This window comes from Aquimarina brevivitae, from assembly GCF_004216895.1.
Classification (GTDB): domain Bacteria; phylum Bacteroidota; class Bacteroidia; order Flavobacteriales; family Flavobacteriaceae; genus Aquimarina; species Aquimarina brevivitae.
The window spans coordinates 155,340-172,527 of sequence record NZ_SGXE01000002.1 but is presented as its reverse complement, the minus strand read 5'-3'; the positions used below and the strand labels follow the sequence as shown (position 1 = coordinate 172,527).

The window sequence follows — 17,188 nt, the reverse complement described above, 5'->3', positions numbered from 1 at the left end:
TTTAGTTAGCGATGAGTTGATCCAAATATTCCTTGACCGTATTTGTGTTCCAATCGGCAACTCCTCTTTTATAGATCGCTATTTGACCTCCTTTATCCAATACATAAGTTCCCGGAATAGGATTCATTACAAAGGGCTCTGGATAGGTAGACAAAGAGCGATAAATAGGATATTCATACTTTTTATCCTTTAAATATTTATTGATCTCCGGATCATCATCTTCCGTTAAGAACACGAAAGCAATATCATCATTATTCCGGTAGTGGTTATATAAATCTTGGAGCGAATACATTTCTGCTATTGAAGAAGGCTTCCAGCTATTCCAAAAATTTAAAACAACCACCTTTCCTTTGAGCTCTTTAAAATTCATAGATTCCCTATTGACTCCATGTAATTTCCAGTCATAATCAGACACCGAACTTCGTTCCTCTTTTTCAATCATATCCGGACTTAATGAAAACAAACGGTTTAGGTAGATCTGCATCATACCCCTAGTGTTAGGAATAAAAAAAAGAACGATAACTGAGACAAATAAAAGATTGATTACATTTTTCTTTATGCGCTTTGAATCCATAAATTATACCGATTAATGATATCACAAATGTATTAATATTAGGTAAAAGCACACCCTATAAATTAAAAAAGCGAAAGAATAATCTTCCGCTCTTTACTTACTTCAAGTTAAAATTATTTTTTTTAATAAAGTAACGTATCAATTTCTTGTTACCCTAACTGAATTTGAAAGATCAAAATCTTCCATAATGGCATTAGCATTCATACCTGTTTCCAAGCCAGTAACCATTCCATTATATCTTGCGTACCAAATCAAACAAACGCCTGGACCAGCATCATCAAAGTTTACCCCCTCAACAGCGGTTAAGGTTGGTGGCAATCCTAAAATGGTTCCCGTATCATCAGTAATGATCCACGTACTGTTTTCACCAAAGGCGAAAGTATCATCAAGCGTAATCCCTGATACAAAATCAGCGGCTCCATCCACAGTAAATTCAAAAGGGCCACCTGAAAGTGATCCTGCATTGACTACCTGATTTCTTGTTACGGTTATGGAATTGGAAAGATTAAAGTCGCCAGTGATATCATTTGCATTCATACCCATTTCTAAGCCTGTAACCGTTCCGTTATAACGAGCATACCAAATCAAACATACTCCAGGCCCTGCCCCATCAAAATTAACACCCTCTACAGCCGTAAGTGTAGGTGGTAGTCCAAGTATATTTCCCTGATCATCCGTAATTATCCAGGTACTATTAGCACCTAAAGATGTGGAACTATCTAATGTAATTCCGGATACAAAATCTGACTCTCCATCTACATCAAATGTAAAAGGTCCACCACTAATGGTCCCAGCATTGGCTACTATCACTGCAGTATCATCATCGTCGCTACAAGAAATAGCGATCGAAGCTACTACGGTAAGTCCTAAAAAAAGTTTTTTAAACATTGCTTTTTGTTTTTATGATTTATCTAAGCATAAAAGTATACACCTAAAACATCATAAAATGTTAGCTAGCTAACACTACCTATTTTTTTATACGAATTTCTTTTCTATTGAAATCGAGAAGACTGTTCTCTTTAAGCTCATTCATCATAATATTTAATGTAGGTCTTGAAGTACCTATTAAACTTGCGATATCCTTTTGGGTAAAAGGATGTATAATAACCATATCTCCAGTTTCAGGACAACAATGGCCATAGTCATCTTGCAAATCATATAAAAACTCTAGTAATCTGGTTTTGGCATCTTTACATAATAGCAATTGTAGTCTTCTTTCTAATTTTTTTAATCGTAGACCGATAAATTTATAAATTTTGAGGGTAAAGCTTTGATTATCTCGCATTAACTCGTGTAGTGTCTGTACCCCGACTGGACAAATAGAAGTGGTATTATCCATAGATTGTGCAAATTCGCTTCTCTTATTTTCACCCAAAATTGCTTTTTCTCCAAACAACTCACCTTTAGTAAGTATTGCATTGATGACTTCATCACCATTCTCTGAGTAATAACCAATTTTAACTTTACCTTTTTCGATGAGATACACTTTATTTGCTGAATCCTCTTGAAAATAGATATAGTCATTTTTGTTATACGCATTAAAAATGTGATCTCTTTTGTAAGCTTTAAATTTATGTGGACAAAGTAGTTTAAAAAGATCTGTCCCTTCGAAAAACCAATAGGAATCCATGAGCAAGCAACTATTAACTATTAAGACGTATGATGTAGTCGATAAAGCATTGAAAAACTAACCAAGATGATAAAAAAACGCTCTAAGTTACCTTAGAACGTTTTTATTAGTAGTTCAGTTTTATACTATGCTAATCGTTGTCTTATGCTTGATAATTCTTCATCAATCAACAACTTTCCGTCTTTGAATACAGTTCTAAACAAGCCTTCTTTTTCCTGCGCTTTGGATACCTGATCTTTAAACTTCAGTGTGTCATCCTCTTCATAGAGATAAATTAGCCCTTTTGCAGATTTTTTAGTTCCATCATCAGTTACAGGATCTTTATAGATTTCGCGTCCTTCGCCATTTACTTCTACATAAGTAGCTTTCATAGCAAATCCAAAGGTATCTCTGGTATTGTATTGATAGGTAAAACTACCGATACCTAAAACCACATTGGTTGACGCAAAACCTTTTTCCTTTAATCGCTCGCAAATCTGAGTAGCTCTTTCTAGAGTTATGCTATCACCATAGATGGCACCTATTTTAGGATTAAGCACTTTATATCCCTGATCATTAGTTGTACCTCCAAAGGTGTCCCATAATAACTCAATAACTCCTTTGGCAATGATCGGATCATCATGATCACAGCCACAAATGATATCCACAGGATCTCCAGAGTCAGGTCGAATGACTAATTTACCGTCTCTAGCTAAAATTTCTTCTTTTAGTTGCGGCAAATAATCGGTAACTACCTTCCATAAATCCCAGGTGTCTGAAACCACAGATAATATACCTGTAGGATATGTGTTTAAAAGTCTTCTAAACGTTCCTATTTCATCATCTTTACGACCTGCACACATTACACTATGCTCTGTAGCATTTACACTACCAATAACCAATTCTTTGGTTACATCTGCTCCATAATAGGTTTCAAAAGCTTTAGCTACCGGTAGGGTGTCACTACCTGAAAAGGATAAAGCATGTCCCATACCACTTAATATAGAAGATTCCGTACCCGACATACCGCGCATTGAAAAGTCGTGGCCCTGCCAAGTGATAAAACCTGTATTATCACGATCTGTTTGCTGAGCAAAGGACAGTAATATTTTTTGATATTGGCTAGCAATGGTAGCAGAGGTACACGGCTGCCATATGACATTGGACAATAGTGTTTCTAAATAATTAGTTAACCAAAAAAAATCAGGTATGGTATTCACCAATGTAAACATAGGTACTCGAATCGGCACCTCACTACCCTCTGGCAGTGCCTTGATTTCAATAGGTAAGTACCCTAAATCGTGTAATTTTTCAATATGGCTAATATCATAATCAACGCCTAGATAATGATCCACATAACGCTTATATTCAGCAACCACCTCTTGTTTTGGTAGGTTAAAGAAATGTGCATCAAATTGCTTGATTAAATATTCTTTGATGAAATATTGTAGCCCAAAAAAAACTACTTTATCTACACCCTCAATTCTACTTTTTCTTGGCGTCCAGTTAGAATATACTAAAGATGTACCTTGTGGATACTGTTCTCTATGTCCAAGTTTGTAACCGTCTGTTAGCAATAGTGGGTTCATATATTTTATTTTGCGTTATTTTTACACAAATTTAATTTAATTATTTAATGCCTGCAAGTTTTTATCAAAAAGAATTTAAAATTACCCTTCAAAACTCCAAAAAATACAGTTAATCGCATACCCTGAGAACCGTGAAATCCAAATGGGTTATTTCAGCGTTAAGCAAGGCATGAATCACGATTTATATTGAAATTACAGCCCAAAAAAAAGAGAATAGATTCTTGCTTTTAGTAAATAAGTGTTTAGAATTTGATATAGCTTGGAGGTACCGAATCGGTAAGCCAAACGCCATTTGCAGATGTAAAGAATTGAATACCATCAGTAGCCATGGCAGCAGCAGCAATTTGTAACACTATAGGTTTACCTCTTCTGGCACCCACTTTTGTTGCCGTAGTTATATCTTCGCTTAAGTGCACGTGATGCCGATTCATTTTAAGTAATCCTTTGGCTTTAATCTCAGGCAAATACTTAGCAATAGTTCCGTGATATAAAAATTCTGGCGGTTGCACCGCAGTATATTGTAAGTCTATACTAATAGAATGCCCTTGACTTGCCCTGATTTTGCTCTGATTTTCATTAAAAGCGAAGCGTTGTTTATCATTGGTATACACAAGGTCTGGAGTACTTCAAAAGTGAAATTAGGTTCTTGAAGGCTAATTTTTGCTATCAGTTCCTTTACCTCCGCCCAACCGTGATCATCTAACTCTAAGCCAATCTTGCCTGGATTATGCCTTAAAATAAAGCTTAAAAATTTGCTTAAATGTTTATATTCTGATTTCATTTGAATTCAACACTAGTTTTAATTCTTCAAATCCATCAACTATTTGGAATAGTTCGTATTCATAACCAGGAAGTAATTGTTTTTTAACTACCTCAATAACTTTTTTCCAGGCATCACCAACAAAAAACATCATAGGTCTGTTTGCTATTGGTTCTTTTCTTAAAATATCTAGAACCAGAAAAACTTCTGAAAGTGTCCCGATACCTCCTTTTTGCACAATAAAAAGCTCAGTATTATTGATTAAAACCTTAAGTCTATCGTACAAATCCTCAGTAACTATAGTTTGGGTCAAAAAATCATTACCTTCAATTGTTCCAACTTGTTTACAAGTAACTCCGATTACCTCTCCTCCCTGTTGTAGCGCACCATAGGAAACAGCCTCCATCATACCACCATAGCCACCATTTTTAACAACATAACCCATATCGGCTAACAATCTTCCTATTTTAACAGTATCGTTATATTCTAAGGTAGTTTTATCTTTACCTGAACCCCCAAAAAGTGCTGCATATCTTTTCATACTAATAACATTTTTGATTCCAGCTTTCGCTGAAATGTCAGTTTATCCAACCACTTCAATTTGCACTACCCCTTCTTCTTGTAGGTTCCTAACTGAATTGGTAGTAAATACCTGATCAAAAGCTGTTGTTAATTCTTTAAACCCTTTACTAAAAATTCCGTGACTTACCACTAAACTTAGTTTAGCTGCATTTTTATCCTTTAAGGCCTGTGCCAATCCTAAAAATGTACCTCCTCCGTCACAGATATCATCTACAATGACACAATGTTTCCCAGATAAATCTTCTTCATATACCCTAAAGCCTGAGAGCTGACCTGTCCTCACATCTCTTTTCTTAGAACATTCTACTACCTCAATTCCTCCCAGGTATTCAGCCACCTTATAAATCTTTTTCAGCGCACCACCATCGGGAGCAATTAGTACAACATCCCCCTCAATAGTTTCCAGGCATTTTTTTACAAAAGCATAATTATTAACAACGGAAACGTTATTTAGTAATGCGGGTGTAACTTCAGAATGTGGATCAAAAATAATCACCTCATTATACTGCTGTGCATTTATGATGTCTGCATATACTTTAACACTCAATGGCTCACCAGCCACCATTACTCTATCCTGTCTGGCCGCAGGAAAATAAGGGATGAATAACTTAATTACCTTAACCCCCATTCGTTTTAATGCATCAGTAGCCACCAGGATAAACCCTAGGTCCTCAAACGAATTTATGCGGTGAGTAATCGTAATTTGATCACTGATAGGCTCTAAAATTTTGATATGGGGCTCACCTCCATTAAAGGTAAATGCCTCAAAAGCAATAGAACTATCAAAGGGTGAAAAACTGGGATCTAGATGAAGGTATTTCATATTTGTGTAATTTATACGCAAATATAAATAAGTAATTTAAACTACACAATTAATTTATGTGGTTATTACACAAATTAAAATATTCAAGGAGACTGTAATTATTTAATATCAAAAAGAAAACCTTCTTTCTTATGCTTAAAGTATTGTTCTTTATTAAATCGGAAGAGGTTTGCAGGTCTTCCTCTACCCTCGGATACTTTTTCATCTAACTCTTCGAGTATATTGAAACTTAAAATCTTTTTGCGAAAGTTTCTTCGGTCTATATCCTTTTCGAGAATCGTTTTATATAAATTTTCTAAATCAGAAAACAAGAACTTATCGGCTAGCAAATCAAAACCTACGGGCTCATAAGTAAGTTTATTTCTTAACCTGGTTCTGGCGACATCCAAAATTTTACTATGGTCAAAAGCTAGATCTGGTAAGTCGTTGATATCAAACCAGTCTACTTCATCTGCATCAGTATCTGCAATGATAATATGATGTTCTGGTTTAACCAAGGCAAAGTAGGTAACACTGACCACTCTATTTCTAGGATCACGCGTTGGTTTTCCAAACGTATATAACTGTTCCAAATAATCAACAGTTACATTAGTTTCTTCTTTTAGCTCTCTAATAACAGCCTCTTCCAGACTTTCTGTATCCAATACTAACCCACCCGGTAGCGCCCAGGAGTTTTTAAAGGGTTCAACATTTCTTTTAATCAAAAGAATATGAAGACTTTTCTCCTTATATCCAAAAACTACTGCATCTACTGCAACTTTAATATTTTGGTGTATCATATACACAAAATTACGATTTTGTAAAGAGCATAAAAAAAACTCCCGAAGATTTCGGGAGTTTTTTATCAATTCTATTATAAATACTTATTATGCATTTTGTCTTTTGATTAAGTTCAAAGCAGAACCTGCCTTAAACCACTCAATTTGTTGTGCATTGTACGTGTGATTTACTTTGATCGTATCTTTTGATCCATCAGCATGCACTACCTCTATATGCAAAGGCTTATCTGGTGCAAATTCATTTAGATCGATAAAGTTGAACGTATCATCCTCTTGAATTAGATCGTAATCATTTTCATTGTCAAAAGTAAGTCCTAACATCCCTTGTTTTTTAAGGTTTGTTTCGTGGATACGAGCAAAAGACTTCACGATTACTGCACGAACCCCTAAGTGACGTGGTTCCATAGCAGCGTGCTCTCTTGAAGAACCTTCACCGTAGTTATGATCACCAACTACAACAGTAGGAATACCTTCAGCCTTATATACACGTTGTACATCAGGAACTCCACCATATTCTCCATTTAATTGGTTCTTAACGAAGTTGGTTTGCTTATTGAACGCATTCACAGCGCCTATAAAACAGTTATTAGAAATATTATCTAAATGCCCTCTAAAACGTAACCAAGGACCTGCCATAGAAATGTGATCTGTGGTACATTTTCCGTACGCCTTCAACAATAATTTAGCACCTGTGATATTCTTACCATCCCAGGGGTCAAATGGCTCCAATAATTGTAATCTTTCAGAATCCGAACTCACTTTAATTTCTACTCCGGTTCCATCTTCTAATGGAGCAATGTATCCAGCATCCTCAACGGCAAATCCTTCTGGTGGTAATTCGTATCCTCTTGGCTCATCCAATCTAACCTCTTCACCTTCTTCATTAATTAATGTATCGGTTAATGGGTTAAAGTCTAAACGCCCTGAAATTGCAATTGCAGTTACCAATTCTGGCGATCCTACAAACGCAAGTGTATTTGGGTTACCATCTGCTCTTTTTGCAAAGTTTCGGTTGAACGAATGTACTATTGTATTTCTTGGACCATCTGCAGCGTTATCGCCATAACGATCCCACATTCCGATACAAGGACCACAAGCGTTGGCAAATACGGTAGCCCCGATTTTATCGAAGGTATCGATATACCCATCTCTTTCAATAGTATATCGTACTTGCTCAGAACCTGGAGTGATCGTAAATTTAGATTTTGTTTTCAGTTTTTTATCAGATACCTGTTGTGCTAAAGAAGCAGCTCTTGAGATATCTTCGTAAGAAGAATTCGTACAAGAACCTATAAGTCCAACCTCTACGTTTAATGGCCAATCATTTTCTTTAGCCACTTCACTCATCTTAGAGATAGGCGTAGCTAAATCTGGTGTAAATGGACCATTAAGGTGCGGTTCTAGTTCAGATAGATTAATTTCGATAACTTGATCAAAATATTGCTCTGGATTTGCATATACCTCTGGATCTGCTGTTAAGTATTCCTTTACTTTATTAGCTGCGTCCGCAACATCTGCTCTATCTGTTGCTCTAAGGTATCTATCCATAGACTCATCATAACCAAATGTAGAAGTCGTTGCTCCAACTTCTGCACCCATATTACAGATAGTACCTTTACCAGTACACGACATAGAAGTTGCACCTTCTCCAAAATATTCAATGATAGCTCCTGTACCACCTTTAACAGTTAGTATATCTGCTACTTTAAGAATTACATCCTTTGGCGCAGTCCAACCAGAAAGCTTTCCTGTTAATTTAACACCAATAAGCTTTGGAAATTTTAATTCCCAAGGCATTCCTGCCATTACATCAACCGCGTCAGCTCCACCAACACCTATAGCAACCATCCCAAGGCCACCCGCGTTAACGGTATGAGAATCGGTTCCGATCATCATACCACCCGGAAACGCATAATTTTCTAAAACTACTTGATGTATTATTCCTGCTCCTGGTTTCCAGAATCCTATACCATACTTATTAGATACTGACTCTAAGAAGTCAAATACTTCATTACTGTTTTCATTTGCTCTTTTAAGATCTGCTTCAGCACCAACTTTTGCCTGAATTAAGTGGTCACAATGCACTGTTGTAGGAACGGCAACTTTTGGCTTACCTGCGTGCATAAACTGTAAAAGTGCCATCTGAGCAGTTGCATCCTGACATGCGACACGATCTGGTGCAAAATCCACATAGTCCTTACCTCGTGTAAATGCTTTTTCTGCCTTACCATCCCATAAGTGTGAATACAATATTTTCTCTGCTAGAGTTAAAGGTTTACCTGTGATTTCGCGAGCAGCATCAACCCGCTCCGCAACTTCACTATAGACCTTTTTTATCATGTCGATATCAAATGCCATATTTTTGTTTTTTTTATTGTTTGAAAAGTCCTGCGAAAATACGAATTTATAAGGACTTTATTAAACCATGCGAAACATAGTCTTGTTTTTAAGTATTTGAGAATTTTACCCCCTTAATTTAGAGATGTTTATAATTTAACACTGTTTATATTGTGTTTTTTTAAGAAAAATTAAATTTGGAATGCCTAAAACTATACATTTCACGAAAACGTTGTAGTTTTTTTATGATTTAACACCAAGAAAATTATATAGAATACAGAAAAGCATAGTTTTTACTATGCTTTTTCTCTTTGTTATTGATACCACTTTATTAGCCTTGCCGTTTTTGACCTTTTCTAAATTCTGTCATACGTTCATATAGTTCTTTTTATTCTGCCGTGAAGGTAGTGATCAATTTAGTACGCTCTGCTTTCATGGATTCCTTATGTGCTGAAATCATTTTCTTTTGAGCTTCATTTAACAACGGCTGCAAGGCCATTCGCTTACCATAGCGAGACAGTTCTTTATTTTCAACTATTTTATACTGTTGATCCGAAAAGGTGACTTTTAATTGTCGCAGGTGCTGTTGCCTTAGCTTCTTTTGAAATTGCAATTGCGCCTTTTGTTCCGCAGATAACGTACAATTCAATTCATTTCGCAATTCGCGCAATTCAGATTTATCTGTCTTACTTTTTTGCTGCGCAACTGTTAAAGATATATTACAGACAATTAGAAGTATTACTAAACTTACTTTTTTCATTTTCTTACTTTTTTAGGATTATTACTTTACCGAACGTTCTAATCCTTAGACCGGTAAAAAATGAAAAAGTTTAACTTGGTATCTTACTTTAAAATAAGTCTTCTATAATCTGTTCGATAGTAATACCTTCCGCTTCGGTTTTATACTTTTTAATCATACCCAACCTTTTTAATACTCGATCAGGATTTTTACTTTGTATTTAGTCCTAACTTTATTAAGTATTAAAAATACTAATGTGGCATTTGTTGCTGAGTTGGCTCTGAAGGTCTATTTGTACCTACCCTTATACTTTGTGAACCATTAATGCTATTACCTCCACCGTTTTGGGCAACTTGTGTATTGGCCGAAGATGGATTGCCGTGAACGCCTCCGCTTACTACTTCCAATTGACTATCATTCAACTCAAAGTCTCTTTCTTGATCTTCTGTCAAATTTTTCTTTTGTTCAATTTGCTTTTTTTTAAAGCCACTAAATAATCTTCTTATCATTTTAAATTTTAATTTAAAACAAATGTTAGTTCACTTGTTCTTATGTAATGATGTAAAAATATTTAGTTGTTGATATACAATAATGCCAATATACCTGAGAAAACTGCAACAAACCTTTTTTTAGACATTCAAAGTTAGACCCCTTTCCAACATTTTTCAAAAAACACTTACAATTCTATTCTATATATTAGTAAACTAGAAAAAAATTGTCTTGACTATCTATTTTTAAAATAAGTCCTCTATAATCTGTTCGATAGTAATACCTTCCGCCTCAGCTTTGTAGTTTTTTATAATTCGATGTCTTAAAATACCAACGGCTACAGCTTGGACATCTTCTTTGTCTGGCGAAAATTTACCGTGAATAGCTGCATGAGCTTTAGCAGCCAGTATTAGATTTTGTGATGCTCTAGGGCCTGCGCCCCAGTCTACATAATTGTTCACTAAATTGGTAGCGTATTCTCCTGAAGGTCTGGTTTTAGACACTAAACTAACGGCATACTCAATTACATTATCCGCAACAGGTATCCTTCTAATCAAATGTTGAAAATCTAATATTTCTTGAGCTGAAAATAAAGGATTAATGGTAACGGTTTCGTCGTTAGTCGTTTGTTTTACCACATCCACCTCTTCTTGAAAACTTGGATACTTCAATTCGATAGCAAACATAAATCGGTCCAATTGGGCTTCGGGTAAAGGATAAGTTCCTTCTTGCTCAATTGGGTTTTGTGTCGCCAATACAAAATAGGGTAAATCCAATTTATAATGTTGTCCTGCAACAGTTACTGCACGTTCTTGCATAGCTTCTAACAACGCAGCCTGTGTTTTAGGAGGAGTTCTATTAATTTCATCTGCTAGAATTATATTAGAGAACACCGGTCCTTTTATAAATTTAAAATGACGTGATTCATCTAATATTTCACTCCCTAAAATATCACTCGGCATTAAATCCGGGGTAAATTGAATTCTTTTAAAATCCAATCCCAATGCTTTAGAAATCGTATTGACCATAAGTGTTTTGGCCAAACCCGGTACTCCTATCAATAGCGCGTGACCTCCTGAAAAGATGGAAAGTAATATTTGATCGATTACGTTTTCCTGGCCAATAATAACCTTTGCAATTTCAGATTTGAGTTCACCGTGTTTTTGAACCAGTTTTTTTACTGCCGCTACGTCGTCTGACATATTATTTTTCTTTTTTAAGCCAGTTACCGCTAAAATCGCAGTCTCTGTATTCGCCATTAACTTTTATGTAGGTATCCATTATTTTCTCTTCCTGCCATTTTTTTATGGCCTCAATCTGTTTTTTTCTAAGCGCTAACTCTCTGATTTTAAGATAATCCTTTGAATAATCTGCGATATGCTCATCATATCTATTCAATACTGTTATCAGCTTAAACTTTTGGCGCCCTTGTCTATCCTGATCTGGAATAACCAACGACACTTCGTTATTTTTAAGCTTAGACACTTGGTCATACAATATAGGATCAATTTTAGTAAGTTCAAAACGCGTGTCACCTGTTGTTGGGTTAATCAACAAACCACCGTCTTCTTTAGTTTCTTTTTCATCACTAAATTTCCTTGCTGCTTCTTTAAAATCTAGTTTACCACCTACAATTTGCTTCCTTATGGAATCAATTTGCTTTTTGGCCTTCTCCACACTTTCACTAGTTACCTCAGGTATTAATAGTAAGTGACGTACATCCACATCTTCACCACGTATTTTATCCACCTTTAAAATGTGCCAACCAAATTCAGTTTTAAAGGGCTCACTCACCTCTCCTTCGGGTAAACTAAATGCCATATCTTTAAACTCTTTCGCAAACCCCGATTTTCTATTTAAAGTATACTTACCTCCTGTGGATTTAGAACCTGGATCCTGAGAATATAATACTGCTTTGGTTGCAAAACTTGAGCCATTTTCAACGATATCCGCTCTAATTTCATTTAGTCGATCTACAACCTTTTGTTCCTCTTCTTCCGGAATTTCGGGTTCTATAATAATTTGTGCCAACTCTAATTCTGTACCGAATAAAGGTCTTTCATCTTTTGGTATGTCATCAAAAAACTCCCTAACTTCTTCAGGGGTTACCTCTACCGTTTCCACTATAGTAGCACGCATTTTATCGGCCAATTTGTTTGCCTTATTGATTTCAAAAAGTTCTTTTTTGAAGTCTTCGATATTATCTTTTTTATAAAACTTAAGTACCTTATCCAAAGTTCCTAACTGCTGTGTCATATATCCCAGTTGTTGATCAACCATGGCATCGACCTCTCCATCTGCCACCAATATACTATCTTGAACAGCATGATGGGCGTACAACTTATTTTCGAATAAGCTTCCTGCTAACTCACATTGACTAACATCCTTTTTGGATACCCCTTCACTAATTAATTGTTGATATGCAATAGCTACATCACTATCCAAAATTACGTGCTCCCCGATAACCGCAGCAACCCCATCAATTTTAATACGCTTAAAATCCTGAGGTGCCTTTTCTACTTCAGCTACCTCTTCTTCTTCTTTTTCTTCTTCATCTTCAATAATTTCTTGAGCAACTATATTCATATTGCTCAGAAACATAAAAAGACCTGCCAATAGCAAGCTATTACTCATAGACTTCAAACTGTTTATTTTTAATTGCATCTTTTGTTATATCCTTTTCTAATTTTTTTATCAATTCTCTTTTTCGTTGGTTAAGTATAATTTGACTGATTGTCGGTTTAATATACTCTAAAGGCGCGGGTTCATTCATTTGCAGTACACGCTCTATCTTAACCATATAAACACCTGTTGAATCTCGCAACTGGTTAAATTTACCTTCTTTTAATAGATCTTTTCGTTCTTTATTCTTCAAAATCGGGATTTTACTAATTACCTGATCTAAAGAAATCCACAGGGAATCATTGAACGAATATGAAATAAAGTCCACGGTATTGCTTTGCAATGTCTCTTTATCTGTATCATTATAACGATTTAATTGAGATTGCGTTGCAACAATATTACCATAATCTGGCGGCAAATGTAAGTAGCGTAATTGAACTAATTCTTCTTTTAGATTAAAATTCTCAATATTTTCTTCATAAAAGGTCTTCATCTCTGCTTCAGACACTTCGAGATTAAGGGATTGCGTCATCACCGCATCTTTATATGCATTGATATACAACGTGTTTCTATAATCATTAACCAAGGCATCAAAGTCATTTTGCTCTTTTTCTGTTAAATTTCGTTTTGCCTGATCGATAAAGAGTTGTTCGGTAGCCCATTGATTGATGAAATTTTTAACCAAAACAATACTATCTTCCTTTTTTACATCAGCAGGCACCACATTTTTGAGATCCTTTTTATATAAATAACTGTCATTAACCCTTGCAACAGCTTCCAATTCTAATTCTTTGGTGAACTTATCGCAAGAAAGAACCAGTGTAACACTTATAATTATAATTAAGTAACGCATTATTGATTTAATTCTTTTTTTACCCCTTTTAACACCTTTTTGTTTACCTCAACAGTGTATTTATCTCTTAACTCTTGCAGCCATTGACCTTCAATATACTCTTGATAATCGTTAATCACTGCTCCTTTAACCTTATCAAAAGGTTGAACCCGCTCTGGAATTATATTTTCAATATACACCAAAGTATGATAGCCATCATCGGTTGAGATATCGTAAACTCCCTTTTTCTTAGTTTTAAGATGAGCTAAACTTGCATCCTCCTCCTCTAGTTCAACTTTAGAGATCAGAACGCTTTCGTTCTTATTATCACTAAAAGACGATTTTAGCTCCTCAAACTGTTTATCAGCATTTAAGGCAATGACAAGGGCATCAATTTTAGCCCGATTGTTAGAAGATGCCTTAACAACACTATATGTTATTGGCTTGGTATACTTTGATGGGTTGGCCTTATAATAGTTTTGTAAGGCTGTAGTATCCTCCTTTGCCGCACCCCAAACTTTAAATTCCATTAAGTCAAAAAGTAGTAATCCCTCCTTATACTCCTTGAGTACTGAGGCAAACTCTTGGTTATCCCTTTCGAGATTGTCTTTATAATAGGTTAATAGGGTACTGGAAAAAAAATTATCATACAAGGAAGTGATGAAGTTATCTTTGTCTTTAGCTTTTGTCAACCTTACTTGTCTAGGTTTAATGTATTCTGCAAAATCACCATAACTTATCGTAGTATCCTTAATATTAAATAGGGGCTGATTCATTTCTTTTTCATTAGCTAGTAAAGCTTCCAACGATTTACCAATTTCTAATTCGGAAACAAAGTAAGCAACCACGCTTTGATCTTCTTGGATATTATATTTTTCCTTTAAGCTGTTGATGAACGATTCCGTAATCTTTTTAGACCGTACATCTCTGGTAACTTTTTTTGTCAATTCAGGCTTAAGTGCTTCAAAGGTTTCGATTGGGTGCTTTTGAAGTAGTTTTATGATATGCCAGCCATATTGTGTTTTAACCGGAGCCGAAATTTCTCCAGGTTCTTGCAAAGCAAAAGCTGCATTTTCAAATATTTCCGAATTTAATTCACCTTTGGCAAATCGGTTAATTCTACCTCCGTTTTTAGCCGTGTTTTTATCATCGCTAAACTCTTTGGCTAGGGTATCAAAGGGAGCTCCGTTTTTTAATTGCGCTTCTATCTTTTGGATTTGCGCAAGTGCTTCTTCTTTTTTAGTACCGTTTTCATCCGCGATCATTATATGAGCTACGCTAACCTCGCCTTGTTTATCCTCCTTTGCATTTACTTTAAGAATATGGTAACCAAACTGTGTTCTAAACGGTGCTGATACTTCACCTACCTTGGTGGTAAAAGCCGCGTTTTCAAAATCATACACCATGCTAAATGCAGAAAACCAGCCTAAATTACCTCCATTTTGTTTTGCCGATGGGTCCTCACTATACTGTTTAGCCAGTGTATTAAAATCTTTTTTCTCCGTAACTATTTTATCGCGTATCATTGCGATTCGGTTATAAGCTTCTAGGGTATCCTGTGGGGTGGCATCTGATGCTAAACGGATCAAAATATGACTGGCATTAACGCGCTTTAAAGTTCTTTCGTAAGCTTCCTTTACCAGTTCTTCCGTTGCTTTGGTATCGGTGAGGTATCCAGAGGCCAATTGCTTTTTATAACCTTCTAATTCCTTTTGGTATGTAGGTTTTTTATCAAACCCCAGTGCCTTTGCTTCTTCTATTTTCAGCTTGTAATTAATAAAGAGATTCAGGTATTCATCAATATCTTTTTGAGATTCATCTTTTACTAAATCTATATTCTTTAAATACACTTTTTTAAATTCCGCTACAGATACTGGTGTATTATTTACAGACAATAAATTTTCTTCATTTGACTGAGACCAAAGACTGGTACAAATGATAAGCCCTACAAAAAGTAAATAAAAAGATTTATGCATAATAAGATCCTCGTAAAAATCCTGAATCGGACAAAAATAACAATTAATATACGTTAAACAATAGTTATAGTAACGAAACCTAAAACTAAGATAGTATTCTATTTTAAAAATAATTTAAAACGAAGTATCTTGTCCAAAAGCAAGAAATTCAATGCAACATGAAATACACCATTAAAATCACCTTAGCCATGCCCAGAAATGAGGTTATTGCCAAGTTTGATAATGAAAATAATTTAGAGCACTGGCAAAAGGGATTAGTGAGTCAGGAACATATCAGTGGCACCAAAGGTGAAGTGGGAGCGGTGACCAAGTTAAGATATGCTATGGGAAAGCAGCAATTAGAAATGATTGAAACCATAACCTTTAAAAATCTTCCGGAAGCCATTCATCTTACTTTTGACACTAAAAACGTATATAACATTCAGCAGAACTATTTTGAAGCCACTACTGCAGAAACCACCACCTGGATTTCTAAAAATGAATTTAAATTCTCTGGTTTTATGAAATTTGTGGGCTTTTTAATGTCTAAAGCGTTTAAGAAACAAACGATACTATTTATGAAGAATTTTAAAGCCTTTGCCGAAGAGGGAAAAAGTGTTCTGGATAACTAAAGCAGCCTATGGAAGAGCGAAAACTTAAACTAATTTGGGATTTCAAAGGGCCCAATGCCCATAAAACTGCAGAACACCATGCAATTCACCTCAAAGATTATGCACTGCAAGAAACTATCCCCTATTTTAAAATTGGTCAAACTTCACTACACGACTTACATAGTATTGCTTTCATCGCTGTCCCTGAGCGTGTGATGAAAAAGGTGCGAGACGATCTTAAACCACATCGAGGACAACTGTATACCGAATAATTTTTAAAAAAGTAGCAGGCTGGCACATATATTGATTCTCACCTTTTATATTTGCAAAAAATTAAAAATCAGAAAATCAATATGTATATGAAAAAATTCATAGTATTTCTTTTAACCCTTGTTATCAGTTTTTCGGCACAAGCTCAAACTAAGACCGGCACTATAGATAGTGAATTCATTTTATCTCAAATGCCTGAACTAGCAAAGGTACAAGAGGATCTAAAAGCCTACAACAAAAAGTTAGAACTTGAGCTAAAAGAGAAGCTAGATACGTACCAGGTAAAAGTAAAAGCGTATCAAGAAAAGGAAGCTACTTTTACGGATCCTATGAAAAAAACTAAGCAAGATGAAATTATCAAACTTGAAAATGAAATCACAAAGTTTAGACAAAATGGGGCACAATTAGTACAAATCGAAGAGAATCGTCTTTTACAACCGTTGTACCAAAAAATAGGAAAAGCATTAGAAGAAGTCGCTAAGGCAGAAAAATATACTCAGGTATTTACCATAACCTCTAGTGGACTAGCCTATATCGACCCTAATTATGATCTCACTAAAAAGGTAGCTACTAAACTGGGTATCAGTTTAGAAACCAAAAATTAAATTAGTTAGTTT

17 protein-coding genes and 1 pseudogene are annotated in these 17,188 nt (G+C 35.4%); 3 read left to right on the top strand and 15 right to left on the bottom strand.

Annotated features, from left to right (window positions below; all coding sequences use genetic code 11):
* Position 1: 1 nt before the first annotated feature.
* From EV197_RS08585 to EV197_RS08515, 15 genes and pseudogenes are all read right to left on the bottom strand, one after another.
* Complete coding sequence (locus EV197_RS08585; RefSeq protein WP_165389031.1) at positions 2–487, bottom strand: TlpA family protein disulfide reductase; 486 nt, start codon at positions 485–487, stop codon at positions 2–4.
* Between the two features lie 225 nt (positions 488–712).
* On the bottom strand, positions 713–1,462 hold the full coding sequence (locus EV197_RS08580; protein ID WP_130286350.1) for a hypothetical protein: 750 nt from the start codon (positions 1,460–1,462) through the stop codon (positions 713–715).
* Between the two features lie 79 nt (positions 1,463–1,541).
* Entirely contained in the window at positions 1,542–2,204 is a 663-nt protein-coding gene (locus tag EV197_RS08575) for a Crp/Fnr family transcriptional regulator (RefSeq protein ID WP_130286349.1), read from the bottom strand.
* Positions 2,205–2,329: 125 nt separating this feature from the next.
* Positions 2,330–3,772, bottom strand: a complete 1,443-nt coding sequence (locus EV197_RS08570; RefSeq protein ID WP_130286348.1) for a nicotinate phosphoribosyltransferase — start codon at positions 3,770–3,772, stop codon at positions 2,330–2,332.
* A gap of 242 nt (positions 3,773–4,014) precedes the next feature.
* Positions 4,015–4,553: pseudogene (locus EV197_RS08565) on the bottom strand (RNA 2'-phosphotransferase).
* A complete protein-coding gene (locus EV197_RS08560; protein WP_130286347.1) occupies positions 4,537–5,073 on the bottom strand; it encodes an LOG family protein in 537 nt (178 codons plus the stop codon). The pseudogene EV197_RS08565 and the gene EV197_RS08560 overlap by 17 nt, the downstream one beginning before the upstream one ends.
* A 42-nt stretch (positions 5,074–5,115) precedes the next feature.
* A complete protein-coding gene (gene prs, locus EV197_RS08555) occupies positions 5,116–5,937 on the bottom strand; it encodes a ribose-phosphate diphosphokinase (protein WP_130286346.1) in 822 nt (273 codons plus the stop codon).
* Between the two features lie 98 nt (positions 5,938–6,035).
* Positions 6,036–6,716 (bottom strand): NUDIX hydrolase, encoded by a 681-nt coding sequence (locus tag EV197_RS08550; protein WP_130286345.1) that lies wholly within the window; start codon positions 6,714–6,716, stop codon positions 6,036–6,038.
* Positions 6,717–6,803: 87 nt separating this feature from the next.
* The gene (locus tag EV197_RS08545) at positions 6,804–9,074 is read right to left on the bottom strand and encodes an aconitate hydratase (protein WP_130286344.1); all 2,271 of its coding nucleotides are present in this window, start codon (positions 9,072–9,074) and stop codon (positions 6,804–6,806) included.
* Between the two features lie 367 nt (positions 9,075–9,441).
* Entirely contained in the window at positions 9,442–9,813 is a 372-nt protein-coding gene (locus EV197_RS08540) for a hypothetical protein (RefSeq protein WP_130286343.1), read from the bottom strand.
* Between the two features lie 230 nt (positions 9,814–10,043).
* Entirely contained in the window at positions 10,044–10,301 is a 258-nt protein-coding gene (locus tag EV197_RS08535; protein WP_130286342.1) for a hypothetical protein, read from the bottom strand.
* 225 nt (positions 10,302–10,526) lie between these two features.
* Positions 10,527–11,483 carry an AAA family ATPase gene (locus EV197_RS08530; protein ID WP_130286341.1) on the bottom strand — a complete coding sequence of 319 codons (957 nt, stop codon included), beginning with the start codon at positions 11,481–11,483 and terminating at the stop codon, positions 10,527–10,529.
* A gap of 1 nt (position 11,484) precedes the next feature.
* On the bottom strand, positions 11,485–12,915 hold the full coding sequence (locus EV197_RS08525; RefSeq protein ID WP_341273017.1) for a peptidylprolyl isomerase: 1,431 nt from the start codon (positions 12,913–12,915) through the stop codon (positions 11,485–11,487).
* Entirely contained in the window at positions 12,908–13,756 is an 849-nt protein-coding gene (locus tag EV197_RS08520) for a peptidyl-prolyl cis-trans isomerase (RefSeq protein WP_130286339.1), read from the bottom strand. Before EV197_RS08520 ends, EV197_RS08525 begins: the two co-directional genes overlap by 8 nt.
* Entirely contained in the window at positions 13,756–15,711 is a 1,956-nt protein-coding gene (locus EV197_RS08515) for a peptidylprolyl isomerase (protein ID WP_130286338.1), read from the bottom strand. Before EV197_RS08515 ends, EV197_RS08520 begins: the two co-directional genes overlap by 1 nt.
* A 158-nt stretch (positions 15,712–15,869) precedes the next feature.
* Here EV197_RS08515 and EV197_RS08510 point away from each other — a divergent pair, with 158 nt between their 5' ends.
* The 3 genes from EV197_RS08510 (at position 15,870) to EV197_RS08500 (ending at position 17,176) form a co-directional block, all read left to right on the top strand.
* Positions 15,870–16,322, top strand: coding sequence for an SRPBCC family protein (locus tag EV197_RS08510; RefSeq protein WP_130286337.1), 453 nt, complete (start codon positions 15,870–15,872; stop codon positions 16,320–16,322).
* 8 nt (positions 16,323–16,330) lie between these two features.
* Positions 16,331–16,573 (top strand): hypothetical protein, encoded by a 243-nt coding sequence (locus EV197_RS08505; RefSeq protein WP_130286336.1) that lies wholly within the window; start codon positions 16,331–16,333, stop codon positions 16,571–16,573.
* 87 nt (positions 16,574–16,660) lie between these two features.
* A complete protein-coding gene (locus EV197_RS08500) occupies positions 16,661–17,176 on the top strand; it encodes an OmpH/Skp family outer membrane protein (protein WP_165389030.1) in 516 nt (171 codons plus the stop codon).
* Positions 17,177–17,188 lie beyond the last annotated feature (12 nt).